The sequence below is a fragment of the Micromonospora yongxingensis genome, assembly GCF_052601155.1.
Window position 1 is genome coordinate 64835 of record NZ_JBQXEO010000028.1, and the last position, 25446, is coordinate 90280.

At 73.3% G+C, this 25446-nt stretch carries 30 protein-coding genes; 12 read left to right on the forward strand and 18 right to left on the reverse strand.

Annotation, left to right across the window (positions count from 1 at the left end):
- Positions 1-11 precede the first annotated feature (11 nt).
- Entirely contained in the window at positions 12-140 is a 129-nt protein-coding gene (locus ACTWLT_RS26700) for a hypothetical protein (RefSeq protein WP_255421212.1), read from the forward strand.
- Between the two features lie 64 nt (positions 141-204).
- On the opposite strand, the gene ACTWLT_RS26705 is transcribed toward ACTWLT_RS26700, so the two are convergent.
- Both ACTWLT_RS26705 and ACTWLT_RS26710 read right to left on the reverse strand, forming a co-directional pair.
- A complete protein-coding gene (locus ACTWLT_RS26705) occupies positions 205-1191 on the reverse strand; it encodes a pirin family protein (RefSeq protein ID WP_445320699.1) in 987 nt (328 codons plus the stop codon).
- 9 nt (positions 1192-1200) lie between these two features.
- The gene (locus ACTWLT_RS26710) at positions 1201-1683 is read right to left on the reverse strand and encodes a MarR family winged helix-turn-helix transcriptional regulator (protein WP_445320700.1); all 483 of its coding nucleotides are present in this window, start codon (positions 1681-1683) and stop codon (positions 1201-1203) included.
- A gap of 156 nt (positions 1684-1839) precedes the next feature.
- Between ACTWLT_RS26710 and ACTWLT_RS26715 the strand changes: the two genes are divergently transcribed.
- A complete protein-coding gene (locus ACTWLT_RS26715) occupies positions 1840-2373 on the forward strand; it encodes a GNAT family N-acetyltransferase (protein WP_445320701.1) in 534 nt (177 codons plus the stop codon).
- Here ACTWLT_RS26715 and ACTWLT_RS26720 read toward each other — a convergent pair.
- Complete coding sequence (locus ACTWLT_RS26720) at positions 2370-2858, reverse strand: FBP domain-containing protein (RefSeq protein WP_445320702.1); 489 nt, start codon at positions 2856-2858, stop codon at positions 2370-2372. The genes ACTWLT_RS26715 and ACTWLT_RS26720 overlap by 4 nt on opposite strands.
- 60 nt (positions 2859-2918) lie before the next feature.
- Here ACTWLT_RS26720 and ACTWLT_RS26725 point away from each other — a divergent pair, with 60 nt between their 5' ends.
- Complete coding sequence (locus ACTWLT_RS26725; RefSeq protein WP_445320703.1) at positions 2919-3515, forward strand: TetR/AcrR family transcriptional regulator; 597 nt, start codon at positions 2919-2921, stop codon at positions 3513-3515.
- A 27-nt stretch (positions 3516-3542) separates the two neighbouring features.
- The gene (locus ACTWLT_RS26730; protein WP_445320704.1) at positions 3543-4130 is read left to right on the forward strand and encodes a DUF1684 domain-containing protein; all 588 of its coding nucleotides are present in this window, start codon (positions 3543-3545) and stop codon (positions 4128-4130) included.
- A 45-nt stretch (positions 4131-4175) separates the two neighbouring features.
- Here ACTWLT_RS26730 and ACTWLT_RS26735 read toward each other — a convergent pair whose 3' ends face one another.
- The gene (locus ACTWLT_RS26735; RefSeq protein ID WP_445320705.1) at positions 4176-4763 is read right to left on the reverse strand and encodes a general stress protein; all 588 of its coding nucleotides are present in this window, start codon (positions 4761-4763) and stop codon (positions 4176-4178) included.
- Between the two features lie 120 nt (positions 4764-4883).
- Between ACTWLT_RS26735 and ACTWLT_RS26740 the strand changes: the two genes are divergently transcribed.
- Together ACTWLT_RS26740 and ACTWLT_RS26745 are read left to right on the forward strand one after the other, a co-directional pair.
- A complete protein-coding gene (locus tag ACTWLT_RS26740; RefSeq protein WP_445320706.1) occupies positions 4884-6713 on the forward strand; it encodes a glycoside hydrolase family 15 protein in 1830 nt (609 codons plus the stop codon).
- 78 nt (positions 6714-6791) lie between these two features.
- Positions 6792-7295: a metallophosphoesterase family protein gene (locus tag ACTWLT_RS26745; protein WP_445320707.1), complete on the forward strand. Its 504-nt coding sequence runs from the start codon at positions 6792-6794 to the stop codon at positions 7293-7295.
- On the opposite strand, the gene ACTWLT_RS26750 is transcribed toward ACTWLT_RS26745, so the two are convergent.
- Positions 7296-7511, reverse strand: coding sequence for a DUF3072 domain-containing protein (locus tag ACTWLT_RS26750; RefSeq protein WP_252419816.1), 216 nt, complete (start codon positions 7509-7511; stop codon positions 7296-7298).
- 115 nt (positions 7512-7626) lie between these two features.
- On the opposite strand from ACTWLT_RS26750, the gene ACTWLT_RS26755 reads away from it, so the two are divergent.
- Positions 7627-8565, forward strand: coding sequence for an NAD(P)/FAD-dependent oxidoreductase (locus ACTWLT_RS26755; protein WP_445320724.1), 939 nt, complete (start codon positions 7627-7629; stop codon positions 8563-8565).
- A 41-nt stretch (positions 8566-8606) separates the two neighbouring features.
- On the opposite strand, the gene ACTWLT_RS26760 is transcribed toward ACTWLT_RS26755, so the two are convergent.
- From ACTWLT_RS26760 to ACTWLT_RS26770, 3 genes are all read right to left on the reverse strand, one after another.
- Positions 8607-9902 carry a cation:proton antiporter gene (locus ACTWLT_RS26760; RefSeq protein WP_445320708.1) on the reverse strand — a complete coding sequence of 432 codons (1296 nt, stop codon included), beginning with the start codon at positions 9900-9902 and terminating at the stop codon, positions 8607-8609.
- 105 nt (positions 9903-10007) lie between these two features.
- Positions 10008-10685, reverse strand: coding sequence for an HAD family hydrolase (locus ACTWLT_RS26765; protein ID WP_252419819.1), 678 nt, complete (start codon positions 10683-10685; stop codon positions 10008-10010).
- A gap of 50 nt (positions 10686-10735) precedes the next feature.
- The gene (locus tag ACTWLT_RS26770) at positions 10736-12874 is read right to left on the reverse strand and encodes an ATP-binding SpoIIE family protein phosphatase (RefSeq protein WP_445320709.1); all 2139 of its coding nucleotides are present in this window, start codon (positions 12872-12874) and stop codon (positions 10736-10738) included.
- A gap of 198 nt (positions 12875-13072) precedes the next feature.
- Here ACTWLT_RS26770 and ACTWLT_RS26775 point away from each other — a divergent pair, with 198 nt between their 5' ends.
- Positions 13073-13903, forward strand: a complete 831-nt coding sequence (locus tag ACTWLT_RS26775) for a mechanosensitive ion channel family protein (RefSeq protein ID WP_445320710.1) — start codon at positions 13073-13075, stop codon at positions 13901-13903.
- Between the two features lie 63 nt (positions 13904-13966).
- Here ACTWLT_RS26775 and ACTWLT_RS26780 read toward each other — a convergent pair whose 3' ends face one another.
- A complete protein-coding gene (locus tag ACTWLT_RS26780; RefSeq protein WP_445320711.1) occupies positions 13967-14317 on the reverse strand; it encodes a DUF6401 family natural product biosynthesis protein in 351 nt (116 codons plus the stop codon).
- Positions 14318-14479: 162 nt separating this feature from the next.
- Here ACTWLT_RS26780 and ACTWLT_RS26785 point away from each other — a divergent pair, with 162 nt between their 5' ends.
- Positions 14480-14929, forward strand: coding sequence for a hypothetical protein (locus ACTWLT_RS26785; protein WP_445320712.1), 450 nt, complete (start codon positions 14480-14482; stop codon positions 14927-14929).
- Positions 14930-14938: 9 nt separating this feature from the next.
- On the opposite strand, the gene ACTWLT_RS26790 is transcribed toward ACTWLT_RS26785, so the two are convergent.
- A complete protein-coding gene (locus tag ACTWLT_RS26790) occupies positions 14939-15148 on the reverse strand; it encodes a hypothetical protein (protein WP_252419824.1) in 210 nt (69 codons plus the stop codon).
- A 158-nt stretch (positions 15149-15306) separates the two neighbouring features.
- On the opposite strand from ACTWLT_RS26790, the gene ACTWLT_RS26795 reads away from it, so the two are divergent.
- Positions 15307-16623: an MFS transporter gene (locus ACTWLT_RS26795; RefSeq protein ID WP_445320713.1), complete on the forward strand. Its 1317-nt coding sequence runs from the start codon at positions 15307-15309 to the stop codon at positions 16621-16623.
- Here the strand turns inward: ACTWLT_RS26795 and ACTWLT_RS26800 are convergent.
- The 4 genes from ACTWLT_RS26800 to ACTWLT_RS26815 form a co-directional block, all read right to left on the reverse strand.
- The gene (locus ACTWLT_RS26800) at positions 16578-16838 is read right to left on the reverse strand and encodes a hypothetical protein (protein ID WP_252419826.1); all 261 of its coding nucleotides are present in this window, start codon (positions 16836-16838) and stop codon (positions 16578-16580) included. The genes ACTWLT_RS26795 and ACTWLT_RS26800 overlap by 46 nt on opposite strands.
- A 119-nt stretch (positions 16839-16957) precedes the next feature.
- On the reverse strand, positions 16958-17419 hold the full coding sequence (locus ACTWLT_RS26805) for an SRPBCC family protein (RefSeq protein ID WP_252419827.1): 462 nt from the start codon (positions 17417-17419) through the stop codon (positions 16958-16960).
- A 52-nt stretch (positions 17420-17471) separates the two neighbouring features.
- Positions 17472-17888 (reverse strand): DUF2795 domain-containing protein, encoded by a 417-nt coding sequence (locus ACTWLT_RS26810; protein WP_445320714.1) that lies wholly within the window; start codon positions 17886-17888, stop codon positions 17472-17474.
- 101 nt (positions 17889-17989) lie between these two features.
- Positions 17990-18970: a YihY/virulence factor BrkB family protein gene (locus ACTWLT_RS26815; protein ID WP_445320715.1), complete on the reverse strand. Its 981-nt coding sequence runs from the start codon at positions 18968-18970 to the stop codon at positions 17990-17992.
- 178 nt (positions 18971-19148) lie between these two features.
- On the opposite strand from ACTWLT_RS26815, the gene ACTWLT_RS26820 reads away from it, so the two are divergent.
- Complete coding sequence (locus ACTWLT_RS26820; protein WP_252419830.1) at positions 19149-19550, forward strand: ChaB family protein; 402 nt, start codon at positions 19149-19151, stop codon at positions 19548-19550.
- Positions 19551-19637: 87 nt separating this feature from the next.
- Here the strand turns inward: ACTWLT_RS26820 and ACTWLT_RS26825 are convergent, their stop codons facing one another.
- Entirely contained in the window at positions 19638-21071 is a 1434-nt protein-coding gene (locus tag ACTWLT_RS26825) for an aldehyde dehydrogenase family protein (RefSeq protein ID WP_445320716.1), read from the reverse strand.
- A gap of 72 nt (positions 21072-21143) precedes the next feature.
- On the opposite strand from ACTWLT_RS26825, the gene ACTWLT_RS26830 reads away from it, so the two are divergent.
- Entirely contained in the window at positions 21144-22751 is a 1608-nt protein-coding gene (locus ACTWLT_RS26830; RefSeq protein ID WP_445320717.1) for a phytoene desaturase family protein, read from the forward strand.
- A 46-nt stretch (positions 22752-22797) separates the two neighbouring features.
- Here ACTWLT_RS26830 and ACTWLT_RS26835 read toward each other — a convergent pair whose 3' ends face one another.
- From ACTWLT_RS26835 to ACTWLT_RS26845, 3 genes are all read right to left on the reverse strand, one after another.
- Positions 22798-23565: a polyprenol monophosphomannose synthase gene (locus ACTWLT_RS26835; RefSeq protein WP_252419833.1), complete on the reverse strand. Its 768-nt coding sequence runs from the start codon at positions 23563-23565 to the stop codon at positions 22798-22800.
- A gap of 168 nt (positions 23566-23733) precedes the next feature.
- Complete coding sequence (locus ACTWLT_RS26840) at positions 23734-24735, reverse strand: SDR family oxidoreductase (RefSeq protein WP_445320718.1); 1002 nt, start codon at positions 24733-24735, stop codon at positions 23734-23736.
- Positions 24732-25169: an SRPBCC family protein gene (locus ACTWLT_RS26845; RefSeq protein WP_445320719.1), complete on the reverse strand. Its 438-nt coding sequence runs from the start codon at positions 25167-25169 to the stop codon at positions 24732-24734. Before ACTWLT_RS26845 ends, ACTWLT_RS26840 begins: the two co-directional genes overlap by 4 nt.
- Positions 25170-25446: the final 277 nt, after the last annotated feature.

The window sequence follows — 25446 nt, forward strand, 5'->3', positions numbered from 1 at the left end:
GAGGCCACACCATGCCCCGCGAGACGACGAACCCCGTGACCGAGTACCGCGAGCCGGCGGTGGAGAGCGAACGGGGTGCGCTGGTAGCGGTGTTGGTGATGGTGATTCTGGGGGTCGCGGGGATTTTCGCGGTCTCCTGAGGCGGCGCCCGCGCCCCCGGTCCGCAACGGGGGCGCCGACGCCGATCTCAGCGGCTGACCGTGGTCAGGGGCGGGCGCCCTGGCCGCCGGTGTGCGGCAGGCGCTCGGTGGGGATCACGCCGAGCCGGCCGGCCTGGAAGTCCTCGAACGCCTGGATCAGCTCGTCGCGGGTGTTCATCACGAACGGGCCGTACTGCGCCACGGGCTCCCGGATCGGCTGGCCACCCATGATGTAGAGATCCAACGCCGGGGTGTTGCTGTCCTGCGTGGTGTCCGCACCGAAGCGCAGCGCGTCGCCGGCGCCGTGCACCGCGAGCTGGCCGGTGCGTACCGGCCGCCGGTCGGTGCCGACGGTGCCGCGCCCGCCGAGGACGTACACCAGGGCGTTGAACTCCGGCTGCCAGGGCAGGTCGACCTGCGCGCCCGGCTGCACGGTCACGTGGGTGATCGTGATCGGGGTGAACGTCGATCCCGGGCCGCGGTGGCCGGCGACCTCACCGGCGATGACGCGGATCAGCGCGCCGCCGTCCGGCGTGGTGAGCAGCGCCGACTCCCGACCCCGGATGTCCTGGTAGCGGGGCGGGTTCATCTTGGCCGAGCGGGGCAGGTTGACCCAGAGCTGGGTGCCGTGGAAGAGCCCACCGCTGGTCACCAGGTGCTCCGGCGGGGCCTCGATGTGCAGCAGACCGCTCCCGGCCGTCATCCACTGGGTGTCGCCGTCGGTGATGGTGCCGCCGCCACCGTTGGAGTCCTGGTGGTCGAAGACGCCGTCGATGATGTACGTGACGGTCTCGAACCCCCGGTGCGGGTGCCACGGCGTGCCCTTCGGCTCGCCCGGCGCGTAGTCCACCTCACCCATCTGGTCGAGGTGGATGAACGGGTCCAGGTCGGTCGTCGGCACCCCGGCGAAGGCCCGACGGACCGGGAAGCCCTCACCCTCGAAGCCGCTGGGTGCGGTGGTCACCGTACGGACCGGACGGATCTTGGCCGACTCGTCGAGCTTGGGCAGGCGGGGGAGGACGAGAACGTTGTCAACGGTGATCGCGGGCATCGGAGGCTCCTAGTTCTGGGCGTGGGTGGTCGAGGTGGCCCGGGCCGCCCGCAGGCGGTCACCGAGCCGGTCGAAGACCCGGGTGAGGCAGGCGACCTCGTCGTCGTCGAGGTCGTCCATCAGGTGGGTACGCACCGACGCCAGATGGTGGGGTGCGGCTTCGGACAGGGCGAGCAACCCTGCGGCGGTGAGCACGGCCTCGCTGCCCCGTCGGTCGTCCGGGCAGGACTCCTTGCTGACCAGGCCGCGGCGCTGCATCGAGGAGATCTGGTACGTCAGCCGGCTGGGCGAGAAGACCAGTCGACCGGCCAGCTCGCCCATCCGCAGCCGCTGCCCCGGCGCCTCGGAGAGCAGGACCAGCACGTGGTAGTCGGCGAAGCTGAGGTCGCTGTCGGCGCGCAGGTCCTCTTCCAGTTGGGTGAAGAGCCGCTGGCTCGCCTCGATGTAGGCGCGCCAGGCGGCCTCTCGGGTGCTGTCCAGGCTCTCGGTCATGCCACGACAGTAGCACTGTTTCAAAATTTAACTAGCGCCGTGAGCAGTCGCCTGAGCCACGTCCTGCCGGTCGGCGACGGTATTCGTGCAGATTTGAAGGACGTTGGCGGGAATCGTGCCGCGCGTCCGGTGGGCGATGTGCCAGACTCCGGCGTCGTGGAACACGTGGAACTCCCCGCCGCGGACCTGTTGCTGCGTCCCTGGCGGGAGACCGACGCCCCCGCGGTACGCGACGCCCTGCGCGACCCGGCCATCGCCCTGTGGAACCCGCAGGGCGGCGGACCCGTCGACGACGAGAGTGCCCTGCTGTGGGTACGCCGGCGGGCCGACTGGTCCGCCGGCGACCACGCCTCGATGGCGGTGACCGCCGCGGCCGGCGGCGAGCTGCTGGGCTCGGTGTCGCTGCACCACATCCACCACGGCGACGCCTCCATCGGGTACTGGACGCTGCCGGCGGCGCGGGGGCGCGGGGTGGCAGTACGCGCCGTCGTCCGGCTCACCGACTGGGCGTTCACCGAACTGCGACTGCACCGGGTGGAGCTGTGCCACGCGGTGGCCAACGAGCCGTCCTGCCGGGTCGCCGACCGGGCCGGCTATCCCGCCGAGGGGACGCTGCGCGAGTCGTACCAGTACGGCGACGGCCGCCGCCACGACGAACACCTGCACGCGCGGCTGGCCACCGACCGCTAGCGCATCACCCTGCCGAGGAAGGCGGCGAGGGTGCTCCTGGTTCGCTCGATCTTCTCCTCCAGGGTGATGGTCTCGTCGAGTCGGCGCCCGGCCTCCTTCCTGCCCCGCAGGTAGAGCGAACAGGCCAGGTCGGAGCAGACGTACGCGCCCACCGAGTTGCCCTGGCGCCCGTCGCGTCCGGCCTTGCGGGCGGTCATCAGCGAGACGCCGTCGCCGGTGTGCGTGGTCAGGCAGAGGGAGCACATGCTGCGCCGGACGCGCCCGGTCTGCTGCGGCGCGACCCGCAGTGCCACCCCGACCAGCCCGGTGTCGGACTCGGCGACCAGGTAGGCCCGCTGGGTCGCGGCCGGGTCCCGCCAGCCGAGAAAGTCCAGGTCGGTCCACGGACGCAGGTCGAGATCGTTCGGTACGGCCAGCCGCTTCGCCTCGCCCTGGGTGCAGTTGACGAAGGAGGCGCGGATGGCGGGCTCGGAAATCGGAAGCATAGGTAGTAGCCTAGCTCTCCTAGGCAAACGATTAACACGACTAGGTTTGGGGTGTGCTGCATGGCACGTGCGGGAGTGACCGCCGAGCGTCTGACCCTGGTCGCGGCGGAGCTGGCCGACGAGGTGGGCCTGGCGAACGTGACCGTCGCGGCCCTCGCCCGCCACTTCGGCGTCAAGGACGCGAGCCTGTACTTCCACATCAGGAACGCCCACGACCTGCGGGTCCGGGTGGCACTGCTGGCGTTGACCGAACTCGCCGACCGGGCCGCCGCCGCGCTCGCCGGTCGCGCCGGCAAGGACGCGCTGGTTGCCTTCGCCAACGCCTACCGGGACTACGCGAAACGGCATCCGGGCCGGTACGCCGCCATGCAGATCGACCTCGACCCGGAGACCGCGGCCGCGAGCGCCGGAGTCCGGCACGCGGAGATGACCCGGGCGATCCTGCGCGGCTACCGGCTGTCCGAGCCCGACCAGACCGACGCGGTCCGGATGCTGCACGGCACGTTGCACGGCTTCGTGAGCCTGGAGAAGACCGGCGGCTTCCGCCACACCCCGCGCGCCACCGACGACTCGTGGTCCCGCACCCTGGACGCCCTCGACGCCGTCCTCACCAACTGGCCGCCCGCCCAGGTCTGCGAGACGGAGACCGCTCGGTGACCGAGCGCAACCGCCTAGGCTCGACCCGTGGATGATCTGGAGCTGGCCGACTGGCGGGAGCGGGTTGCCCGGCTGTACCTGTCCGACGTCGACCTGGCCGGTTTCCGCGCCGGCCGCGACCAACTCTTCGCCACCCACCCGCAGAGCCCGATCCCGCCGGCCCAGCGGTCCGGGTTCACCGGGGTGCGCTACTTCCCGCCCAACCCGGACGTCGTCGTGGAGGCGCCACTGCGGCCCGCCAGCGGTGAGCTACGGGTGGACACCGGCGGCCCGGACGGCGTGATCGCGTACCGGCGGGTCGCCGTGGCCGAGACACCGTGGGGGCCGCTGACCCTGTGGTGGATCGAGGCGTACGGAGGTGGGCTGTTCGTGCCGCTGCGTGACGGCACCTGCGGGCAGGAGACCTACGGCGGTGGCCGGTACCTGACCGACACGGTGAAGGGCACCTTCGGCCGGGGCGTCGAGCTGCTGCCCGGCGACCGGGTGCGGCTCGACGCCAACTACCTCTACAACCCGTCGTGCGCGTACGACGACCGCTGGGCGTGCCCGCTGGCGCCGCCGGAGAACCGGGTGGACGTGCCACTGCGGGCCGGCGAGCTGTCGTACCACGGCTGACGGCCGCCCCGGCGTGCTGCCGGGACGGCCGGTCGATCCGGTGACTCAGCCGGCGTTCGTGGTCGAGCCGGACATCTGCATCCGACCCAGCAACTGCCGCGCCTGGTCGGAGAGTTCCGCGTCCACGATCACGGCGTACTGACCGGCGCGCAGTGAGCTGGCCGAGGTGAAGTCGCGCTGCCCGCCGGTCATCGCGTGCGCGACCGCGCCGAACACGGCACCCCAGATTGCGCCGATGACCAGGCCCACCAGGATCACCGCCAGCCAGTTGCCGACGGTGAAGATGCCGAACAACAGGCCGATGAAGAGGCCGAACCAGGCGCCGGTGCCGGCCCCGAGCAGGGCGGCGCGGCCGGTGGTCATCCGCCCGAGCACCGTCTCCACCAGCGTGAGGTTGGTGCCGACGATGGCGCTGTGCTCCACCGGGAAGCGGTTGTCGGCCAGATAGTCGACCACCCGCTGGGCGGACGGATAGTCCGGATATGAGCCGATCGTCACGGTGGGCGGCCCGGTCTCCGGGCCGTGCCCGTTACCGGACGGTGCCGACGGGCGGCCTGCCGGCCCGGACGGCAGCAGGTCGCCGCCCTGTGCGCCGGGCCGCCACGCGGCGGCCGGCCCCGAAGCTGACGTCATGAGCATCCTCCCTCGTCAGCCACCCGGGTTCCCGCCCGCGCGCAGCGGTAACGCCGACGCCGTCCCGGGGGCCACCCGGACCCGCAGGCATGCGCCCGGACGCCCCGGGTAGGCAGCCGGGTGCAGAGCGGACAGATCAGCGACCACGGTTTCCTCGCGGACGGCCGCAGCGCGGCGCTGGTGGACCGCTCCGGATCGGTGAACTGGTGGTGCCCGGGCCGGTTCGACGCGCCGTCGGTGTTCGGGCGGCTGCTCGACGAGGGCGCCGGGCACTGGTCGATCCAACCGGAGGTCGACTACAGCGTCGACCGCTGCTATCTCGACGACACCCTGGTGCTGCGGACCGTCTTCCGCACCGCGCAGGGGGAGGTGGCCCTGACCGACGCGCTCGCCTTCGAGCCCGGAGCGCGCGGTCACGACATCGGGCTGCGCTCCCCGCAGGTGCTGGCCCGCAGCGTGCGGAGCCTCTCCGGCGAGGTCCCGATGCGGGTGCACTACCGACCCCGCTTCGAGTACGGGCGGACCACCGCGTTCCTGGTCGAGCGGGACGGCACGCTGGAGGCCACGGCCGGCGCCGCCCGGCTCACCCTGCGCGGCAGCGTGCGGCTCTGCTGTGGTGAGGGCGAGGCCACCGCCACGTTCACCGCCCGCGCCGGCTCCGTGCACAACTTCACCCTCGGGTACGCCCCGACCTACGACGCGCCGCCGCCGGAGGTGCCCGACGCCGACCAGACGATCGCCGACACGGTCGCCGGGTGGCGGTCCTGGACCGAGCAGCACGAGTACCACGGGTGCTACCCGGAGCAGGTACGGCGCAGCGCGCTGGTGGTGCAGGGCATGACGTACCGGCCCAGCGGTGCGGTGGTGGCCGCGGCGACCACGTCGCTGCCGGAGAAGCTCGGCGGGAACCGGAACTACGACTACCGGTACGTCTGGGTGCGCGACTTCAGCCTCACCCTGCGGGCGCTGTGGCGGTCGGCGTGCTTCGACGAGGTGCAGCGGCAGTTCTCCTGGGTGAGCCGGGCGATGGGCCGCATCGGCGACGAGCCGGTGCCGATCATGTACGGCGTGCAGGGGGAGCGGGACCTCACCGAACACCGCCTCGACCAGCTCGGCGGGTACCGCGACAGCCCGCCGGTGCTGATCGGCAACGACGCGTGGCGACAGCGGCAGACCGACATCTTCGGCGAGGCGTTGGACGCGGCCTGGCTGATGCGCGACAAGTTGGAGCCGATGGCGCCGGAGGTGCGCCAGGTGCTGCGGGTGCTCGCCGACCAGGCCGTGGTGGACTGGCAGCGGCCGGACGCGGGCATGTGGGAGGAGCGCGGGATCGAACACCACCACGTGTCCTCGAAGGTGCAGTGCTGGGTCGCGCTGGACAGGGCGGTCCGCTTCGGCGACCAGCTCGGCGGGCCGGACGACGTGGCCCGGTGGGCCGCGGCTCGCGACGAGGTGCGCGCGGCGGTGCTGGAGCGGGGGTGGAGCGACCGGCTCGGGGCGTACACCGGGAGTTTCGACACCGACGACCTGGACGCCTCGGTGCTGGTGATGCCGCTGGTGGGTTTCCTTCCGGCCGACGACCCGCGGATGCGCTCGACGGTCCGCGCGGTGGAGCAGCGGCTGTCCCACGACGGCCTGCTGCGGCGCTGGGACGGCGACCCGGCGGGCTTCGTCATCTGCTCGTTCTGGCTGGTGGGTTGCCTGGCCATGGCCGGTGAGCGGGAGCGGGCGCACGAACTGTTCCTGGCGCTGGCCGCCCGGGTCAACGACCTCGGCCTGTTCGCCGAGCAGATCGACCCGGTGACCGGCGAGCAACTGGGCAACTTCCCCCAGGCGTTCTCGCACATCGGCCTGATCAACGCCGCCGGTCAGCTCACCGACGTGGAGCGGGACCCGGCACTGCGGGAGCGCGGCATGCCTCCACCGCACTTCACCCCGAGACGCTCCTGAACCCCGGCCCGTACGCGGTGACCGCCGCCGGCGGCGTCCGCGCGCGTGGCGGGGGTGGGTTCGGGGGACAATGACCGGATGCGGCTGGTGCTCACGGCGGACACCCACCTCCCGAAGCGCGCCCGGGATCTGCCCGAGCCGCTCTGGGCGGCGATCGAGGCGGCCGACGTGGTGGTACACGCGGGCGACTGGGTGGACGAGTCGCTGCTCGACGAGATCGTCGCCCGTTCGCGCCGGCTGATCGGCGTGTACGGCAACAACGACGGCCCGGCGCTGCGCGCCCGGCTGCCGGAGGTGGCGCGGGCCGACCTCGACGGCCTGCGGGTGGCCGTGGTGCACGAGACCGGGCCTCGGACCGGTCGCGAGAAGCGGTGCGCGGCCCGCTTCCCCGACGTCGACCTGCTGGTCTTCGGCCACTCGCACATCCCCTGGGACACCGAGGCCCCCGGCGGGCTGCGCCTGCTCAACCCCGGCTCGCCCACCGACCGCCGCTCCCAACCCCACGCCACCTACCAGACCGCCGAGATCAGCGCCGGCCGCCTGACGGCCGTCGAGCTGCACCGCCTCCCTCGCCGCGTGTGACTACTGGCCGCGACCGGTCTCGGCCTGGAGTTCGTCGATCCGCTTGGACGCCTCGGCCTTGGTGAGGTCATCGGGGAGTTCCGCGTCCGCCTCGCGGGCGAGGGTCGCCAGGTAGGACTCCTGGGCCGCGGTGGGCGGCTCGTCGCCGGTCACCCACTCGTCCGGGTCCTTGATCGCGCCGCGTGGGTCGGGCTGCTCGTTGCTGTGGTCCGTCATTGTCATCACCCTTTCTTCGAACAGGTGTGCCAGTACCCCGGTCGCCGCCGGTTCATGCCCGCCGATCGCGACTGCCGGCACCTACGATCGCCCGATGAGCGTGGACCGGTCGGGCGTGGTGGTGGTCGGGGCGGGCATCGCCGGGGTGGCCTGCGCGGTGGAACTGGCCGCTGCCGGGGTGCCGGTGCGGATCCGGGAACGGGGGCACGTCTGCGGCGGCCGGATGGCCAGCAAACGCTTCGACGGCCGGCCCACCGACATCGGCGCCGCGTACTTCACGGCCAGCGATCCGGACTTCGTCGCCGTGGTCGAGCGCTGGCGCGCCGCCGGCCTGGTGCGCGAATGGACCGACACCTTCCAGGCGTACGACCGGGAGGGGCGCCACGACGTGCCGGGGCCGATGCGCTTCGCGGCGCCGCGCGGACTGCGCTCGCTCGTCGAACACCTGGCCACCGCGGTGCCGGTGACCGTCGACCGGCTGGTGCTCACCGTGGATCCCGGGCCGGCTGTGGACGGTCAGCCGTGCGCGGCGGTCGCCCTGGCCATGCCGGGACCGCAGGCCGCCCTGCTGCTCGACCCGGCACTGGCCGACGCCACCCGGGCCGTGCAGGCGCAGCGCTTCCTGCCGTCGCTGTCCGCGGTGCTGCGCTTCCCGACCCGACGCTGGCCGGATTTCCGCGGCGCGTTCGTCAACGACCACCCGGTGCTCAACCTCGTCTGCGACGACGGTGACCGGCGCGGTGACGGTGCGCCGGTGCTGGTCGCGCACACCGTGCCGGAGTTCGCCGCCGGACACCTGGCCCAGCCCACCGGGGCCGGTCCGGCGATCGAGCAGGCGGTCCGGGACGTGCTGGGCCTGCCGGAGGCGGCCGCCCACGTGCACGTGCACCGCTGGACGTACGCGAAGCCGGCCGCCGGTGCCGGCGACGACACCCACCACCTCGACGCCGACGGGATCGGCCTGGCCGGCGACGTGTTCGGCAAACCGCGGGTGCAGACCGCCTGGCGTTCCGGCCGGGACCTCGGCCGCGCCCTGGCGGCCCGCCTCGCCTGACCGCCGGTCCGCGGTCGGTCCCCGGCCGCCCGAGGCTGTGCTCAGGAGTGCCCGGCGGCGGCCACCGGCTGGGCGGCGGCGTCCCGTTCGCTCGGGTCGGAGGTCCGCTCGCCCTCCCGGTCCAGCAGCTGCATGACCGGGGTCGCCGCGATGCCGTGCACCACCACGGAGACCAGCACCACCAGCCCGACGGTGGCCCAGAGCAGCTCCGCCTGCGGAAAGTCGGCCTTCGTGGTCGCGTACGCGAGGTAGTAGAACGAGCCCACCCCGCGAATGCCGAACAACGAGATCACCCAGTGCTCGGCCGGCCGGCCCGGCGCGCCCCGCAGCGACAACCAGCCGACCAGCGGCCGGACCAGGAACACCAGCGCCAACCCGACGGCCGCCGCCGGCCAGGTCAGCGGACCCAGCAGGCCGCCCACGATCGCGCCGCCGAGCAGCAGCAGAAGCACCAGGGTGAGCAGCCGCTCGATCTGCTCGGCGAAGTCGTGCAGCACCGAGTGGAACTCGTGGGTCCGCTCGGCGGCCCGGATCGCGCGGGCGGCCATGAACACGGCCAGGAAGCCGTACCCGCCGACCACCTCCACCAGCCCGTACGCCAGGAACGTGGCGGCCAGCGCGAGGAAGCCCTCGGCGTGCCGGGCCAGCCGGAGCTGACTGGGCGCACGGAAGAACAGCTTGCCGAGCAGCCAGCCGATGAGCAGCCCGCCGCCGACTCCGACGCTCACCTTCCAGAGCACGTCGACGGTGAGCCAGTCGGCCAGCCAGTCGCGCGGGGCGAGGCTGGTCGAGGCGATGGCGATGGCCGCGTAGACGAACGGGAACGCCAGCCCGTCGTTGAGGCCGGCCTCGGAGGTCAACGCGAAACGGACCTCGTCCTCGGAGTCCTCCACATCGGTCGGCTCGCCGACCTGCACGTCGGCGGCGAGCACCGGGTCGGTCGGTGCCAGCGCGGCGCCCAGCAGCAGCGCCGCGGCCGGCACCAGCCCCGCCCACCACCAGCCGAGCAGCGCCACCGCCGCGATGCACACCGGCATCGCGATGACCAGCAGCCGCCAGGTGGACGACCACCTGGCCCAGCTCAACGGACGATCGATCTTGAGGCCGGCACCCATCAGGGCGACGATCACGCCGATCTCGGTCAGGTGGGTGGTCAGCTGCGGATGGGCCAGCGGGTCCGGTGTCGGCAGCCCCACCGGCAGCAGAAAGACCAGCATGCCGAGGGCGAGGAAGGCGATGGGCATCGACAGCGGGCGTCGTTCCAGCACCCGGGGGAGGATGCCTGCGAGCAGGGCGCCCACGCCCACCAGCGCGAACGCCACGTCTACCGGCTCCACCGTGCCACCCTCCGACCATGCCCACGCGGTGTGGGCGGTGGTGACAATCCATGCCCCGCAGGCCGTACCCGTAAGCCTCTCGGGGCCGGGGAACCGGTGTGAGCCTCAGCGCGGTCGGGTGATCGGCGAATCGTCCAGAGTGGCCAGCAGCGCGGCCGGATCGTCGTACACCGCCACCGCCCCGGCGCCGGCCAGCTCACCCCGGCTGGTGCCCCCGCAGGTCAGCCCGACGCACGGGATGTCCAGCTTGCCGGCCGCCGCGACGTCCCAGACCGAGTCACCGACGAAGACCACACGCTCGGCGGTCAACCCGGACTGCTCCAGGGCGGCGACCAGGATGTCCGGGGCCGGCTTGCTCTGCTGGGCGTCCGCCGACGAGGTGACCGTGTCGACGACGTCGTCGGCGGCCAGCGCCCGGCGCAGCGCGCCGACCTCCTGCTCCGCGGCGGAGGTGGCGAGCACCACCCGCAGCCCCCGCTCGGCGCAGGCACGCAGCAGGTCCGCCGCACCGGGCAGCGGCGTGAGCCGCTCCCAGTACTCGCCGTACAGGGTGTCGTGCGCGTCGCGCAGCTTTCCGTCGGCGTCACGGTCCCGCTCCGGGCCGAGCAGGTGGTCGAGGAGCTTGTCCGAGCCCATCCCGATCGACCGGTGCACGGTCGCCATCGGCACCGGCTGGTCGGTCTGGCGGAGCGCTTCCCACCAGCTCACGGTGTGCAGGTAGGTGGTGTCGACGAGGGTGCCGTCGACGTCGAAGAGGACCCCGGCGGGTCGGTCGGTGCGCATGGGCGTCCTCCTACCCACTCAGGGCCCGGCTGATCCGGCGAACGAGGGTCTCAGCTTCCCTCGGCCGGCGGGACGAGGATCTCGAACCAGACCGTGGAGCCGCGGACCGTCGGGTCGGTGCCCCAGGCGTCGCTGAGTTCCTCGATCAGGCCGAGACCGCGCCCGCGACTGCTCAACGTGTCGGTCCGGGCCCGGGTCACGGTGCCCCGGGTGCCGGAATCGGCGACCGAGACCAGCAGCCGCTCAGGGCTGAGGTCGATCTCCACCCGGGCGGCGGTGCCGGCGTGTAGCAGCGCGTTCGTGGTCAACTCGCTGGTGCACAGAACCGCAGCGCCGACCACCGACTCGGGCACCTGCCAGTCGGTGAGCTGGCCGGTCATCCAGTGCCGGACCCGGCTGGGCGCGGTCGGCTCGGCCGGCACCTCCATGCTCGCCGACCGGCTCGGCTTGAGCGCGTGCTCGACCGCCAGCACCGCCACGTCGTCCTCGGTGCCCCCGGGCACCGCGGCGGTGGCCACCGCGCAGAGCGCGCGAGGGTCACCGCTGCCGGCCTTGGCGACCGCGTCGCCGAGAGCGTCCAGCCCGGCCGTGAGGCTCTGCCGGCGGCGCTCCACCACCCCGTCGCTGAACAGCAGCAGGGTGTCGCCGGGGCGGAACGCGACGGTGGTGGTGCCCGGCCGGCCGCCCAGCCCCAGAGGGGGACCCGCCGCTACGTCCAGGTACTCGGCGTGGGAGCGGCCGTCCGGGCCGCAGCGGCGGACCAGCGGCGCCGGGTGACCGGCACTGGCCAGGGTCAGCTCGCGCCGCTCCGCGTCGACCACGCCGAACACCACGGTGACGAACAGTTCGTGCGTTCCGGCTTCCGCGCCGAGGCTGGTCACCAGCCGGTCCAGTCCGGCCAGCACCGCGTCCGGTGCCGGGTCGGCCAGGGCCAGCGCGCGCAGCGCGGCCCGGACCTGTCCCATCCGCGCCGCGGCCTGTACGTCGTGTCCGGCGACGTCGCCCAGCACGACGCCGAGCCCGCCCGTGGGCAGCAGGAACGCGTCGTAGAAGTCGCCGCCGGCCGCGTTGCCGTCGACTCCGGGGTCGTAACGGGCCGCGATCCGCAGTCGGGGCAGGGTCGGCAGGTGCTCCGGCAGCATGCTGCGTTGCAGCAGCTGGGCTGTGCCGTGCTGGGTCTCGAACCGGCGTGCCCGCTCGGCCGCCTGGCCGATCAGCTCGGCCGAGGCGGCCAGCAGTGCCTGCTCGGCGGCCGACCAGGTGTGTGGCACCCCGTAGCCGACCGCCAGCCCGCCCCGGACCACCGAGGTGCCCAGTGGCAGCGCGGCCATCGCCCGGATCTTCTGGTCGTGGCGGTCCACGGCGGTCTCGCGCAGCGGCTGCCCGTCGCGTGTCAGCGACGGCACGCCCGAGCGGGCCGCCTGCACCACCGGAGCCGACCAGTCCGCCGGGGCGCGCCGCCACAGCGGCGGTAGCCGCTCGTCGGCCTCGTCCATCAGCTCGCCGCGTACCCGGCGCACCATCCGCCAGCCGCCGCCGCCCTCGTCGACGGCGAACGCGACCGAGTCGGCGTCGAACGTGGTGATCGCGTACCGCAGCGCCACCCGGGCCACGTCGTCGAGCGTGAGGGTGCCGGCGAGCGCGGCGGCGACCTCGCTGAGGCTCTGCAACTGTTCGGCGACGCGGGTGGTCTCGGCGGCGACCGTCAGCATCCCCACGATCTGCCCGCCGCTGTCGTGCACCGGCGAGTAGCTCCGGGTGAACACCGCCTGCGCCGCCACGCCCGAGTGGTCCCGGGTCATGGGCAGCGTCGACTCCTTCTCCAGGAACGGCACGCCCTGCCGGTAGGCGCGGTCGATGGCCTCACCGACACCGGGCAGGTCCCAGATCTCGGCGTACACCTCGGCGGAGGGACGGCCGAGGGCACTGGGGTGCTTGCTGCCCAGCAGCTCGGCGAAGCCGTCGTTGTAGAGCAGGACGAGGTCGTCGCCGTAGGCCAGCGCCATCGGCATCGGCGCGGCGAGGATCAGGTCGACCACGGCCCGGATCGCCGGGTCCCACCGCTCGGGCGGGCCCAGCGAGGTGCCGGCCCAGTCGTGGGCGAGCACGGCGGCGGCAGCGCCGGGACCGGTGGATGCGCCCGGGACCGGAGTTGCTGGCGTGGGCACTCGCCCGACCGTTCCTGGCATGTCCGCAGCCTAGCGGGCCGTCCGGCGGCCGTATCCGATCATGGTCGTGGGGCGTGGCGAGGGCCGTCGCGGTGGCTGTTCGGGCAGTTCAGGGCCCCTGTTCGGCGACTTGTCGGAAAAAACGCGGCGAGTTGCGCGGACTGCTGCACCGGAGGCCGGGTATGCGCTCGGCGCAGTCCATGCGACAGGAGGGACATCATGCTGAAAACCCTCGCGGTCCGGCAGGCCGACATCGGCGACGCCATCGCCGACACCTGGAGGTCGGTGCTGCTCTTCATCCCGAAGGCCGTGGCCTTCATCGTGATCCTCGTGGTCGGCTGGCTCATCGCTAGAGCGGTCCTCAAGATCGTGGACACGGTTCTGGAACGGGTGAACTTCGACCGGGCGGTCGAACGCGGCGGCATCAAACGAGCGCTGGAGAGAACGAAGTACGACGCCAGTGACATCCTGGCCAGACTGGCGTACTACGCGGTGCTGCTGTTCACGCTGCAGTTCGCGTTCGGGGTCTGGGGACCCAACGCCATCAGTGACCTGATCAGCGGCGTGGTGGCCTGGCTGCCGCGTGCGTTCGTGGCGATCATCGTGGTGGTGGTGGCGGCTGCGATCGCGAGCGCCGTCCGTGATCTGGTCACCGGGGCGCTGGGCGGTCTCTCGTACGGCAAGGTGCTGGCCGACCTGACGGCGATCTTCATCATCGCGCTCGGCGTGATCGCCGCGCTGAACCAGGTGGGTATCGCCACCACGGTGACGACGCCGGTGCTGATCGCGGTGCTCGCCACGGTGGCCGGCATCCTGATCGTCGGTGTCGGTGGTGGTCTGGTGAAGCCGATGCAGCGGCGCTGGGACGGCTGGCTGGATCGTGCTGCCGAGGAGGCCCGGGCGGTGCAGCAGCAGCGTCAGGCCAGTGCGGCCGGGCGTGGCGACGTGGAGCGGCAGATGGCCGACCGTGGGGGCGACCGCACCCAGGCCATGCCGCGGGTCGACGAGCAGTCGACGATGGCCGGCGAGACCCAGCAGTACCGCCCGTAACGGGGGCGGCACGGTCGGTGGGGGAGGGTGTCCGCGTGTTTGCGCGGGCGCCCTTCCCGCGCGTCAGGCCCGGTCGAGCGAGCGGGCCAGCGCGCACACCGCGAGCAGCCGGGTGAGCAGCCAGTCCGGCTCGCTCCAGTCCACCGGCCCGCTGGGTGGTGTCCAGCCGTGTTCCAAAGCGGCGGCGCGGACGCCCTCGGCGTAGCCGGCGAGAGTCGCGGCGGTCAGCGGGCGGCGGTCCCCGTCGAGGCTGTCCCGCACGGCGGCCGCGTGCTGGTCGACGAGGGCCAGCAACCCGGGCCGCGCGGCGGCGGCGGCGAGCCCGACGGTGCCCACCGACACGGTGAGGGCTGCCAGGGTGGACTGCGCCGACTCGACGGCGGTACGGGTGGCGACCCGGTTGAACGCACGCATGGTGACCGAGGCTAACCGACCGTTCGCCGGGTCGGCCTCGGCCGCTCGGCGGGTGTCGGCCACGCCACCGGCCGGTTCGTGCTGGCCGCAGGGGTTGATCCGGCACAGACGGGGCAGCAGGAGAACCACCCGCACACGGCGGCACAGAGCACGGAGGCACGGATGGGACACCAGGCGGACGGGCCGGACGACGAGCACCGCCGGCCGGCCGGGGTGAGCGACGCGACCGTCGCGGCACTCGGCAAACTCAGCGAGGCGCTGGAGTGCGTGGAGCGGGCGCGTGGGCACTTGTACTCGCTGCACCAGCTGATCGGGCACGCCGACCTGATGCTCGACGACGCCGTGGAGCAGCTTCGCGCGGCCGGGCACCCGCAGATCGCCGACCGGGTCGACAGCGAGTTGCTGGGCCGCAACGTCATCGCCGGCCGCTGGACGTTCCAGATCGTCGAGGACTTCGACGACGGGTACTACGCGCTGTTCCGGGAGCTGGACCGGCAGGCCCGCGACGAGCTGGTGGGCGGGCGGCGGCACCTGTACGAGGCGGAGATGAAGGAGCGCCGCCGCAGCCGGGGCCGGCCGGGTCACGAGGCCCGACCGGGCACCGACGGTTAGTGCTCCGGACTAGTCGCTTGTCGCGTCGGCCGGCCGACGCCGCGCCGCGTCGTCGGCGATGATCACGGTGGCGACCATCAGCGCGACGCAGAGGCTGAACAGCCACGACTCGTCGGCGACGAGCCAGGCGGAGACGGGAGCCTGCAGCGCGGCGAGCAGGAAGCCGAGCCAGGCGAGTCGGCGCTGACGCGGGGAGAGGATTCCGGAGCCCTGATGCATCCCGAAATTCTTACGCGCATCGGTCGGGTTGCCGTCCTCCGATCGGCCGATTCTGGATGAGCTGTCCGTTTTCTCGACCGTCCGGACATCACTTCTTGTCGCGGAGAGCGATCGGCCGGAGGTGGCGCTAGGGTGCGGCTGCGGCAGGATGGGTTCCCGTGTCCACCACCCCCGCGCCGCCCCGTGCCTCCCTGCTCCTGCTGGCCTACCTGGCCTTCGTCAGTCTCGGCCTGCCCGACGGACTGCTCGGCGTCGGCTGGCCGTCGATCCGAACCGACTTCGGCGTACCGACCGAGGCCGTCGGACTGCTGCTCACCGCGGGCACCGTGGGTTATCTCACCTCCAGCGTGCTGGCCGGGTTCACGCTGGCCCGCGTCGGCGTGGGCGCGCTGCTCGCCGGCAGCACCCTGCTGGCCGGCCTGGCGCTGACCGGTCACGCCCTGAGCCCCGGGTTGGCCGTGCTGGTGGGCTGTGCGCTGCTGCTCGGGCTGGGCTCCGGCGCCATCGACTCGGGGCTCAACGCGTACGCCGCCTCGGCCTTCGGCCCGCGACACATGAACTGGATGCACGCGTTCTTCGGCCTGGGTGTGGCGATCGGCCCACTGATCATGACCGGGGCGCTGAGCGCCGGCCTGTCCTGGCGGTGGGGGTACGGCATCATGGCCGCCGCCCAGGTCGCCGTCGCCGCCGCGTTCGCGCTCACCGTGCGGGCCTGGCAGCGCGGCGTACCGGCCTCCGCCGATCCGGGTGCCGTCGTCGGGGCGTCGGCGTCGCCGGCGGTCCGGGTCCCGATCCGCGCGACGCTGCGGCTGCCGGCGGTCTGGTCGGGAGCGCTCGCCTTCGCGCTGTACGTCGCCATCGAGGTGTCCGCCGGGCTGTGGGCGTTCCTGCTGCTCACCGAGGGGCGTGGGCTGAGCGCCACGGTGGCCGGAGGCTGCGTCTCCGCCTACTGGGGCAGCCTCTTCGTCGGCCGGGTGGTGCAGGGCGTGGTGGCCGAGCGGCTGGGAGGCACTCTGGTGCTGCGCGTCAGCCTGGCCGGGATGGCCGTCGGCGCGGCGCTGATCGCCGTACCCGGGCCGGCCGTGCTGGCCGTGCTCGGCCTGGTCGTGGTCGGCTTCGCCGCCGCGCCGGTGTTCCCGCTGCTCACCCTCACCACCGCCGACCGGGTCGGCGCGGCGCACGCGGACCGGGCCATCGGGCTCCAGATCGGTGCCGCCGGCGTCGGTGCCGCGCTGGTGCCGGCCGGGCTCGGCATCCTGATCGGCAACACCACGGTGCAGGTGCTCGGTTCGGCCCTCGTGGTGCTGGCACTGGCGTTGATCGGACTGTACGAGCTGGGCTCCCGCCGCCCCGGCCCGGAGCGGGCCGGACCCGGTGGGTCGTCAGAGCCCGCCCGGCCGGATCAGGCGGCCCAGGTCGGCGGGGAGGGTCACATGGTGTCCGGTCCGGTGCGGCCGGTGGTCGACGGACGGTAGGCGCGATCCGGGTCGGTGGGCTCACGGCCGCTGCCTCTGGCCTGCCCGCCCCGGTCCACCGCCGCCGGTCCGTGCCCGAACGCGGCCTCCTCGCCGGCGTCGTTGCCCGTCACGTCGTCGGCCTGCCCGTCGATGCTGGAGCCCGCCACCGCGCGCTCCAACTCCTCCAGCGGCAGTCGTTCCTCGTCCCGCCACACCCTGTTGTCGTCGGTCATGCCATCAGCGGTACCCGGGCGCGATGATCGCAAACGGATGCGGTGCGGCCGGTGGTCGGCCCGGGACACGGCGATGGCCGCCGGGAACTCCGGCGGCCATCGCGCGACGATGCTCAGGATCAGGGCTGCGGCCGGTCCACCGTGCCGCGCCAGGCGCCGGTCTCCTGACCGCGCCGCTCGATGAAGGTCTTGAACCGCTCCAGGTCGCCCTTGGCCCGCCGGTCCACGATGCCGAGCTTGTCACCGGCCTGCTCCGCCACCCCGTGCGGCTCGAACTCGAGCTGGAGCGTGACGCGGGTCTTGTCCTCGTCCAACCGGTGGAAGGTCACCACACCGGCCTGCTGCGTGCCACTGGTGGAGCGCCAGGCGACCCGCTCGTCGGGGAGCTGTTCGGTGATCTCGGCGTCGAACTCGCGCTTCACGCCGGCGATGTCCACCGTCCAGTGGGTCATCGTGTCGGAGATCTGCCGGACCTCCCGTACGCCCTCCATGAACTCGGGGAACTCCTCGAACTGGGTCCACTGGTCATAGGCGGTGCGGACGGGTACGGAAACATCGACGTGTTCGGTAACGCCACTCATCAGAGAACCTCCTTCGGCCGCGGATGATCGTCCGGATCGGGGGACGATCCGGTCACCAGCGGGTTGTCTCGTTCTTGTTGCCGAGTGCGGCCCAGACCTCGGAGATCGTCTGGTACCGGGTGCTCTCGGGCAGCCGCTCCAGCGCCGCCACGATGTCGTCGGGCGCCTCGTTGTCGCGCGCGTTGGCGATCAACGTCGCGCGGTCGCCGGGCAGGGCGCTCATCGTGATGAACCGGCCGAGCCGACTGCGCTGCTCGACGTCCTCCGAGCTCATGCCCTTGGGCGCGCCGGTGCGTAGCTCACCGGCCGGAGCGGTCGTCGCCTCCGGCTGGTCCTCACCGGCCGGCTCCGGCACCCGCGACTCCTCGACGCGCGAGCCACCGGTCCCCGGCCCCTGCACGAGGCCGCTGACCTCCTGACTCATCTGCTCGTCGATCCTCGGTCCGTGCTTGCTGTTGCCACGCTCCATGCCCTCTGCGCTACCCGGCACCCCGGCGGGTAAACCGGCACCGGGTCACGAACCGGCCCTCGGCCCGGCCCGGAACCGGACGTCCGAACCCGGACCGGCGGTCAGGAGTCGGCCGCCTTGCGGGGTGGCAGGACCGGCTCGTCAGGGTCGGGATCACCGGCCTGCAACTGCCGGCCACGCTGCACCTCGGCGTTGATCTGCACCCCGAGCATCAGCGCCGAGTTGGACAGGTAGAGCCAGACGAGGAACGCGATGACCGCGCCGAGACTGCCGTAGGTGGCGTCGTACGAGCCGAAGTTGGCCACGTAGAGGCCGAACCCGAAGGAGGCGACCGCCCAGGCGACCAGAGCCACGCCGCCGCCGGGCGTGAGCCAGCGGAACCGGGGCTGCCGCACGTTCGGCGCGATCCAGAACAGCAGCGACAGCAACACCATCATGATCAGGGCGAGCACGGGCCACTTCGCCACGCTCCACACCGTGCGGGCCAGCCCGCCCGCGTTGATCAGGTCGCCGACGGCGTCGGTCACCGGGCCGCTGACGATCAGCCCGAGGGCGACGATCGCCAGCAGCACCAGTGAGACGGCGGCGAGTCCGATCTGCAACGGGCGCAGCTTCCACACCGGCCGCCCCTCCTGCACCCCGTAGACGGCGTTGGAGGCCCGGGTGAACGCCCCGATGAAGCCCGACGCCGACCAGAGCGCTCCGAGCAGACCGAAGCTGAGCAGCGCCTTGGCCGAACTCTCCTGGACCACCACCGCCCGGATGACGTCGACCACGCCGTCGTCGGCCACCACCGACCCGGCGCCCATCTGGTTGGCCAGGTCGACCACCGTGTCGACCGTCTGCTCGCCGTTGGAAACCAGGCCGACCAGCGCGACCACCATGATCGTGGACGGAAAGAGCGCGAGCACCCCGTAGTAGGTCAGGGCGGCGGCCCAGTCCGAGCAGTTGTCGGTGACGAAGTTGCGCACGCTGCGGACCAGCACCCCGCGCCAGGTACGCCAGTTCAACTGCCGGATCCGCCGGGGCAGGGGTGCGCCCTGTGCGCCGTCGCGCGTCGTACCGGGCTCCGTGGTCGTCATGCCCGCTCCCTGTGCCCCGGCCGCCGGATGACCGGTCGTCCGGTCGGGCCTGGCCCGGCCGGTACCCCGGGCGGGAAATCGACAAACCCTCCGCCCGCCGGGCGGGCGTCGCCCCGGGTTTGCCGCCCGGTCACCGGGGAACGCTCGCGGTGACCCTGTCCACACGGAGGAGGACGAGATGCCCGGGCGCGAAGACCTGCCCAGCACGCTGCGACGCTCCCCGGATAAGGCGCAGCGCACCTGGGAGAAGACGCACGACTCGGCGGTGGAGACCTACGGCGAGGGGGAGCGGTCGCACCGCACCGCCTTCGCCGCGGTGAAGCACCAGTTCGAGAAGGTCGGCGATCACTGGGAGCCGAAGGGCCGCAAGGGCCCGAGCGACCGACAGGCCGCCGGCGGCGGACCGGAACGGCGTGCCCCCACCGCGGGTGGGGTGGACGCCAACGCCACCAAGGACCACCTGATGTCGGTGGCCCGCGAGCTGGACGTACCCGGCCGGTCCGGCATGACCAAGCCGGAGCTGGTCAAGGCGATCGAGAAGGCCAACGACCGGGCCACCCGCAAGGCCCGCGGCGACTGATCGCCGCGACGCGGGCGGCCGGCCCGCCACGACGGCACAGCGAGACGGTACGGGCGGACGCGGCTATCCCGCGCCCGCCCGTACCGTTCACCAGTGCCCGCCGCCCGGCGCCTCGATGTGCACGGCCTTGGTGGCGGTGAACTCGTCCAGCAGCTCCGGGCCGTACCCGAAGCCCTGCCCGCTGCCCCGGCGCGGGTGGGCGGCGCCGCCCGGCGCGCCACCGAACACCGAATTGATTTTCACGGTGCCCACCGGCAGCTCCCGCCAGGCCCGCTGCGCATGGCTCATCGACGCGGTCAGCACCGTGGCCGCCAGCCCGTACGGGGAGTCCGCCGCGCAGCGCAGGGCCTCGTCGAACGAGTCGACCACCACCACCGGGGCGACCGGGCCGAACGTCTCCTCCCGCACCAGTGGCATGTCGTGCCGGCAGTCGGTGACCACGGTGGCCGGGTAGAAAGCCCCCGGCCCGTCCGGCAGCTCCCCACCGGTACGTACCCGGGCGCCGTCGGCCACCGCCGCCGTCACCTGCCCGTGCACGTGGTCGCGGTGTCGCCGGTCGACCAGCGGGCCCAGCTCGGTGCCCGGGTCGCGACCCGGGCCCAGCCGCAGCGCGCCGGCCCGCCGGACCAGCGCCGCCACGAAGTCCTCGGCCACCGTGCGGTGCACGTAGATCCGCTCCACCGCCACGCAGATCTGCCCGGCGTTGGCGAACGCGCCCAGCGCGGCCTGCCCGGCGGCCCAGTCCGCGTCGACCCCCGCGTCGACGATCAGCGGATCACTGCCGCCGTTCTCCAGCAGCACCTTCGCCCCGGTGCGGGCCGCCGCCGCGGCGATCGCCCGCCCGGTCGCGGTGGACCCCACGTGCGCCACGACGTCCACGTCCTGGCCGGCCAGCGCCGCGCCGACCTCCGGGCCGCCGGTGAGCAGCGACAACACGCCGGCCGGCAGCGCCTGGTCCAGTGCCCGGGCCAGCAGCCAACCCGTCGCCGGCGTGCGTTCGCTGGGCTTGTAGAGCACCACGTTGCCGGTGACCAGGGCCGCGCCGAGCAACCCGCAGGAGACGGCCACCGGGTCGTTCCACGGGGTGATCGCGGCAACCACGCCCCGCGGCTGCGGCGTCATGAAGTCCAGGGCGTCCGTCTCGCCGTGCAGCGTCCGCCCGCCGCGCAGCGGTGCCAACTCCGCGTACTGTCGCAGGGTGCCGATGCCCGCCTCGACGCCGCCACGGGCATCCGCCAGCGGCTTGCCCATCTCCGCCGTCACCGCCGCGGCCAACTCCTCCGTCACCGCCGCCACGGCGTCCGCGGCCCGGTGCAGCGCCGCCGCCCGCGCGGCCGGCGCGGTCGCCGCCCACTCCGCCGCCGTCTCGCGTGCCGCCTCGACCGCCTTGCCGACCTCGTCGGCCGTGGCCACCGGCACCGAGCTGACCGGCGAATCGTCCGCCGGATCGCGGACGACCAGCTCGCCGCCACCGCCGCCAGCTCCCCACACCCCGCCCACCAGTTGCGCAACCGTGTACATGCGGCGTTGGATGCCCCCGGCTCGGCGAGGCAAACGCGTTTCGCCCCGTTGCGCTCCGGGTAGGCGGATCGGATGACTCCCACCGGCGCGCAGAGCGCGGACGCCGTCGTCGTCGGGGCAGGTCACAACGGTCTGGTAGCGGCCAACCTGCTGGCGGACGCCGGCTGGGACGTGGTGGTGCTGGAGGCGACCGCGGCGCCCGGCGGCGCCGTCCGCTCCGCCGAGGTGACCGCGCCCGGCTACCTCAGCGACCTCTACAGCTCCTTCTACCCCCTCGGGTACGCCTCACCGGTGCTGCGCGGGCTCGACCTGGGCCGTCACGGGCTGTCCTGGCGGCACTCGCCGGACGTGCTGGCGCACCTGCTGCCGGATGGCCGGGCCGCCGTGCTCAACCGGGACGCCGACGTCACCGCCGCCTCGCTGGAGCAGTTCGCCCCCGGCGACGGCAAGCGCTGGCTCAACGCGTACACCGACTGGCTCGAGGTGGCCGAGCCGATGCTGGACACCATCACCACGCCGTTCCCGCCCGTACGCGGTGGGCTGGGCCTCCTGCGCCGGCTGCGGGTCGCCGGCGCGCTGCGGCTGGCCCGGCGGCTGGTGGTGCCCGTCCGCAAGCTCGGCGACGAACTCTTCGACGGCGCTGGCGGGCCGGCGCTGCTGGCCGGCTGCGCCCTGCACACCGACCTGTCCCCGGAGGAGGCCGGCTCCGGCGTGTACGGCTGGCTGCTGGCCATGCTCGGCCAGCAGGTCGGCTGGCCGGTGCCCGACGGCGGCGCACAGCAGATCACCAACGCGCTGGTGGCCCGGCTGGAGGAACGCGGCGGCCGCATCCTCTACGGCGCCCGGGTCGACCGGGTGCTCACCGCCCGGGGCCGGGCGATGGGGGTACGCACCGTCGGCGGCGCACTGTGGCGGGCCCGCAAGGCCGTGCTCGCGGACGTGCCGGCGCCGGCGCTCTACCTCGACCTGGTCGGCGCGGCGGCGCTGCCGTCGCGGCTCGTGGAGGACCTGGCGCACTTCCGGTGGGACGGCTCGACGCTGAAGGTGGACTGGGCGCTCTCCGCGCCGGTGCCGTGGACGAACCGGGCGGTGGCCGGCGCCGGCACCGTGCACCTCGGCGCGGACCTCGACGGGTTGACCCGCTACTCCGGTGAACTGGCCCGCGGCGAGCTGCCGCGCGACCCGTTCCTGCTGCTCGGGCAGATGTCGGTGGCCGACCCGAGCCACTCCCCGCCGGGCACCGAATCGCTCTGGTCGTACACCCACCTGCCGTTCCGCCGGAACTGGCGTGCCGAGGACGTCGCCGGGCACGTGCAGCGGATGGAGGACGTGCTGGAGGCGGCGGCCCCCGGCTTCCGGCAGCTCATCGTCGGCCGCCACGTGGCAGGGCCCGCCGACCTGGAGAAGGGCAACCCGAGTCTGGTCGGCGGCACGCTCGGTGGCGGCACCGCCGCCGCGTACCAGCAGCTGTTCCTGCGCCCGATTCCCGGCCTGGGCCGGGCGGACACCCCGGTGGACCGGCTCTTCCTGGCCAGCGCGTCGGCGCATCCCGGTGGCGGGGTGCACGGCGCGCCCGGGTCGAACGCCGCCCGCGCGGCGCTGGCCCGCGACCGCGCGCTCACCGGTCGTGCCTACGCCGCCGCGATCGGCGCCGCGCACCGCGCCGTCTACCCGGACTGAACGAAACGCCCGCCCGCCTTCGTGGCGGGCGGGCGGGACGCGCGGGTCAGCGGGTGATGTTGCGGTGCTTGCTGCGCAGGCGGAACGGCATCAGCGCGCTCTCCACCTTGGTCGCGGTCGTCATCTTGGACTCGCCGTCGCGCCGCTCCTCGAAGCGGATCGGCACCTCCAGGATGGTGTGCCCCAGCTTGGTGGCCAGGTAGTGCATCTCCACCTGGAAGCTGTAGCCGTTCGACTGCACCCGCTCGAGGCCGATGTCCCGCAGCGCGTCGGCCCGCCAGATCTTGAAGCCGGCGGTGAGGTCCCGGATCCGCACCCGCAGCAGGGTGTGCACGTAGAGGTTCGCCCAGCCGCTGAGCGCCCGACGGTACAGCGGCCAGTTCTCGTCCAGCTCGCCGCCGGGCACGTAGCGGGAGCCGATCACCACACCGGCCTGGGTGGAGAGCAGCGCGCCCAGCATCCCCGGCAGGGCCTCCGGCGGGTGGGACAGGTCGGCGTCCATCTGCGCCACGTACTCGGCGCCGCCGTCGAGGGCACGCCCGATGCCGTCCACGTACGCCCGGCCCAGGCCCTCCTTGCCGGCCCGGTGCACCACCTCGACGCGGTCCGGGTGCTCGATGGCCAACTTGTCGGCCACCTCACCGGTGCCGTCGGGGGAGTTGTCGTCGGCGACGAGGATGCGCAGCCCCGGCAACGGCAGCGCGAGCAGCCGCTCGACCAACGCGGGGAGGTTGCCCGCCTCGTTGTAGGTGGGCACCACGACGGTCAGGCGCGCGTCCCGCCACGGCGACGGCAGCTGCACGGGCTCGATCATGTCGGACATCCTCGGTTTGCGGACAGGGCTACCCGAGAAGGGTAGCCAGTTGTCCGCTCCGGGTTGAAAAGGCTCCCCTTCCGGGCTTTGCGGACGGCGTTGCTTCGCTGCGTACGGGCATTGTTTCGGACGGTGCGGGGTGTCGCCCGTGCAGCGGGTGTCACGCGTTCAGCGCCGGCCGCGCGCCAGGGCGGTGAGGGCCAGGGCCAGGCCGGCGAGCGCGACGCCGGACAACGCCGGCTTGTGGGTGCCGACCCACAGCGCCGCCGAGCGGTTGCGTGCCTGGTCGCTGAACACCCCGGCCGGGCCCCGGTCCCGGTCCTCGTCGCCGGGGTGGTCGAGGTTGTCCCGCCAGGTGGCCGGGTCGATCTCGTCACCGGTCTGCTGGCTGTCGTACCCGTCCCGGGCCAGCTTGCGGTCGAGCAGGCCGGGGATCAGGATGTCGGCCAGTCGGGCCCTCCAGGTCGGGCCGCCCACGTTCAGCTCGCGGGTGCCGTGGTCGGCGGCCCAGACGATCGCCCGGGCGGCAAGCTCCGGTGCGAAGATCGGCGGCACCGGCTGCGGATGCCGGGGCAGCCGGGTGCGGACCCAGGAGAACTGCGGCGTGTTCACGGCGGGCAACTGCACCATCGACAGCTTCACCCCCGGGCAGTCGTGCAGCAGCTCGGCCCGGAGTGAGTCGTTGAACCCCTGCACGGCGTGTTTGCTCGCGCAGTACGCCGACTGCAGGGGGATCCCCCGGTAGGCCAGCGCCGAGCCCACCTGCACGATGGCACCCCGCCCGTGCGCCCGCATGTGCCGCAGCGCCGCCAGGGTGCCGTGCACCGTACCCAGGTAGGTGACCTCGGTGACCCGGCGGAACTCCCGCGCGGGGATGTCCCAGGCCTGCGCGAACACCGACACCATGGCGTTGTTGACCCACACGTCGATGCCGCCCCACCGGTGCACCACGTCGTCGGCGGCCTGCTGCACGGCGCCCGCGTCCGCCACGTCGACCTGGTACACCCGTACGTCGGCGGCACCGCGCAGTCGGCACTCCCGCTCGGCGGCGGCCAGCCCCGCCTCGCCCCGGGCCAGCAGCGCCAGCCGGGCGCCCCGGGCCGCGTACGCGTGGGCCACCGCCCGCCCCACGCCCGCGCTCGCGCCGGTCACCACCACGGTCTGCGTCACGGCGTCCCCTTCTGTCGAGCCGCGATGTCGGCCAGCCGCCGGAGCGTCTCCCGGTTGCGCAGGTGCAGCACCACGTCGTTGAGCTTGTTACGAACCCAGCGCAGGGGACCGGCGGCGAAGTCCTCGCCGATGCGGACGCGGGTGGCGTCCTCGCCGACGGGTTCGAGGGTGAAGGTCACGATCGCCTCACCGGCCGGCCAGAGACCGGCGCGCAGCACGAGCCGGTGCGGTGGCTCGCACAGCAGCACGGTCGACGAGTCCTGCAACGAGAACGGCCACGGCCCGGCCTTGTGGTGCAGTTGGCTGCCCACCCGCGGCCACGCGTCGTCCACGTCGCGCACGTGCACCGTGCCGACAACCCAGTCGCTGTACGTCCAACCGTCCGCCAGCACGTCGAACACCTGCTGCGGGGGAGCCTGGATCACTTTCTCCACAATCGCCACCGTGATCCCATACCCGCACCGCGCCGGAGGCTAACGACCCGTCGGGTTAGCTTCTCCGGGGCGGCGGGTATGGCCCCGGTCGGGGCGGCCGTCGGCGGCGCTGGCCCCACCCTGCCGACCCCTCGGCGGCGACGTTTACTCCTCGGGGCGCAGGGAACCCGCCGCCTGTGCGACAGGACCAGGAGGATCCGGATCAGCGCAGGTCAGCCCCGGTGAACACCGGCGCTGACCGGGCCGCTTCCGGGCCGTTCGGGGACCCTCGCCCCGT

Coding starts and splice junctions, on each gene's coding strand:
- ACTWLT_RS26700 (WP_255421212.1), top strand. CDS start 12: ATGCCCCGCGAGACGACGAACCCCGTGACCGAGTACCGCGAGCCGGCG.
- ACTWLT_RS26705 (WP_445320699.1), bottom strand. CDS start 1,191: ATGCCCGCGATCACCGTTGACAACGTTCTCGTCCTCCCCCGCCTGCCC.
- ACTWLT_RS26710 (WP_445320700.1), bottom strand. CDS start 1,683: ATGACCGAGAGCCTGGACAGCACCCGAGAGGCCGCCTGGCGCGCCTAC.
- ACTWLT_RS26720 (WP_445320702.1), bottom strand. CDS start 2,858: ATGCTTCCGATTTCCGAGCCCGCCATCCGCGCCTCCTTCGTCAACTGC.
- ACTWLT_RS26725 (WP_445320703.1), top strand. CDS start 2,919: ATGGCACGTGCGGGAGTGACCGCCGAGCGTCTGACCCTGGTCGCGGCG.
- ACTWLT_RS26735 (WP_445320705.1), bottom strand. CDS start 4,763: ATGACGTCAGCTTCGGGGCCGGCCGCCGCGTGGCGGCCCGGCGCACAG.
- ACTWLT_RS26745 (WP_445320707.1), top strand. CDS start 6,792: ATGCGGCTGGTGCTCACGGCGGACACCCACCTCCCGAAGCGCGCCCGG.
- ACTWLT_RS26750 (WP_252419816.1), bottom strand. CDS start 7,511: ATGACGGACCACAGCAACGAGCAGCCCGACCCACGCGGCGCGATCAAG.
- ACTWLT_RS26765 (WP_252419819.1), bottom strand. CDS start 10,685: ATGCGCACCGACCGACCCGCCGGGGTCCTCTTCGACGTCGACGGCACC.
- ACTWLT_RS26770 (WP_445320709.1), bottom strand. CDS start 12,874: ATGCCAGGAACGGTCGGGCGAGTGCCCACGCCAGCAACTCCGGTCCCG.
- ACTWLT_RS26775 (WP_445320710.1), top strand. CDS start 13,073: ATGCTGAAAACCCTCGCGGTCCGGCAGGCCGACATCGGCGACGCCATC.
- ACTWLT_RS26780 (WP_445320711.1), bottom strand. CDS start 14,317: ATGCGTGCGTTCAACCGGGTCGCCACCCGTACCGCCGTCGAGTCGGCG.
- ACTWLT_RS26785 (WP_445320712.1), top strand. CDS start 14,480: ATGGGACACCAGGCGGACGGGCCGGACGACGAGCACCGCCGGCCGGCC.
- ACTWLT_RS26790 (WP_252419824.1), bottom strand. CDS start 15,148: ATGCATCAGGGCTCCGGAATCCTCTCCCCGCGTCAGCGCCGACTCGCC.
- ACTWLT_RS26800 (WP_252419826.1), bottom strand. CDS start 16,838: ATGACCGACGACAACAGGGTGTGGCGGGACGAGGAACGACTGCCGCTG.
- ACTWLT_RS26805 (WP_252419827.1), bottom strand. CDS start 17,419: ATGAGTGGCGTTACCGAACACGTCGATGTTTCCGTACCCGTCCGCACC.
- ACTWLT_RS26810 (WP_445320714.1), bottom strand. CDS start 17,888: ATGGAGCGTGGCAACAGCAAGCACGGACCGAGGATCGACGAGCAGATG.
- ACTWLT_RS26815 (WP_445320715.1), bottom strand. CDS start 18,970: ATGACGACCACGGAGCCCGGTACGACGCGCGACGGCGCACAGGGCGCA.
- ACTWLT_RS26820 (WP_252419830.1), top strand. CDS start 19,149: ATGCCCGGGCGCGAAGACCTGCCCAGCACGCTGCGACGCTCCCCGGAT.
- ACTWLT_RS26825 (WP_445320716.1), bottom strand. CDS start 21,071: ATGTACACGGTTGCGCAACTGGTGGGCGGGGTGTGGGGAGCTGGCGGC.
- ACTWLT_RS26830 (WP_445320717.1), top strand. CDS start 21,144: ATGACTCCCACCGGCGCGCAGAGCGCGGACGCCGTCGTCGTCGGGGCA.
- ACTWLT_RS26835 (WP_252419833.1), bottom strand. CDS start 23,565: ATGATCGAGCCCGTGCAGCTGCCGTCGCCGTGGCGGGACGCGCGCCTG.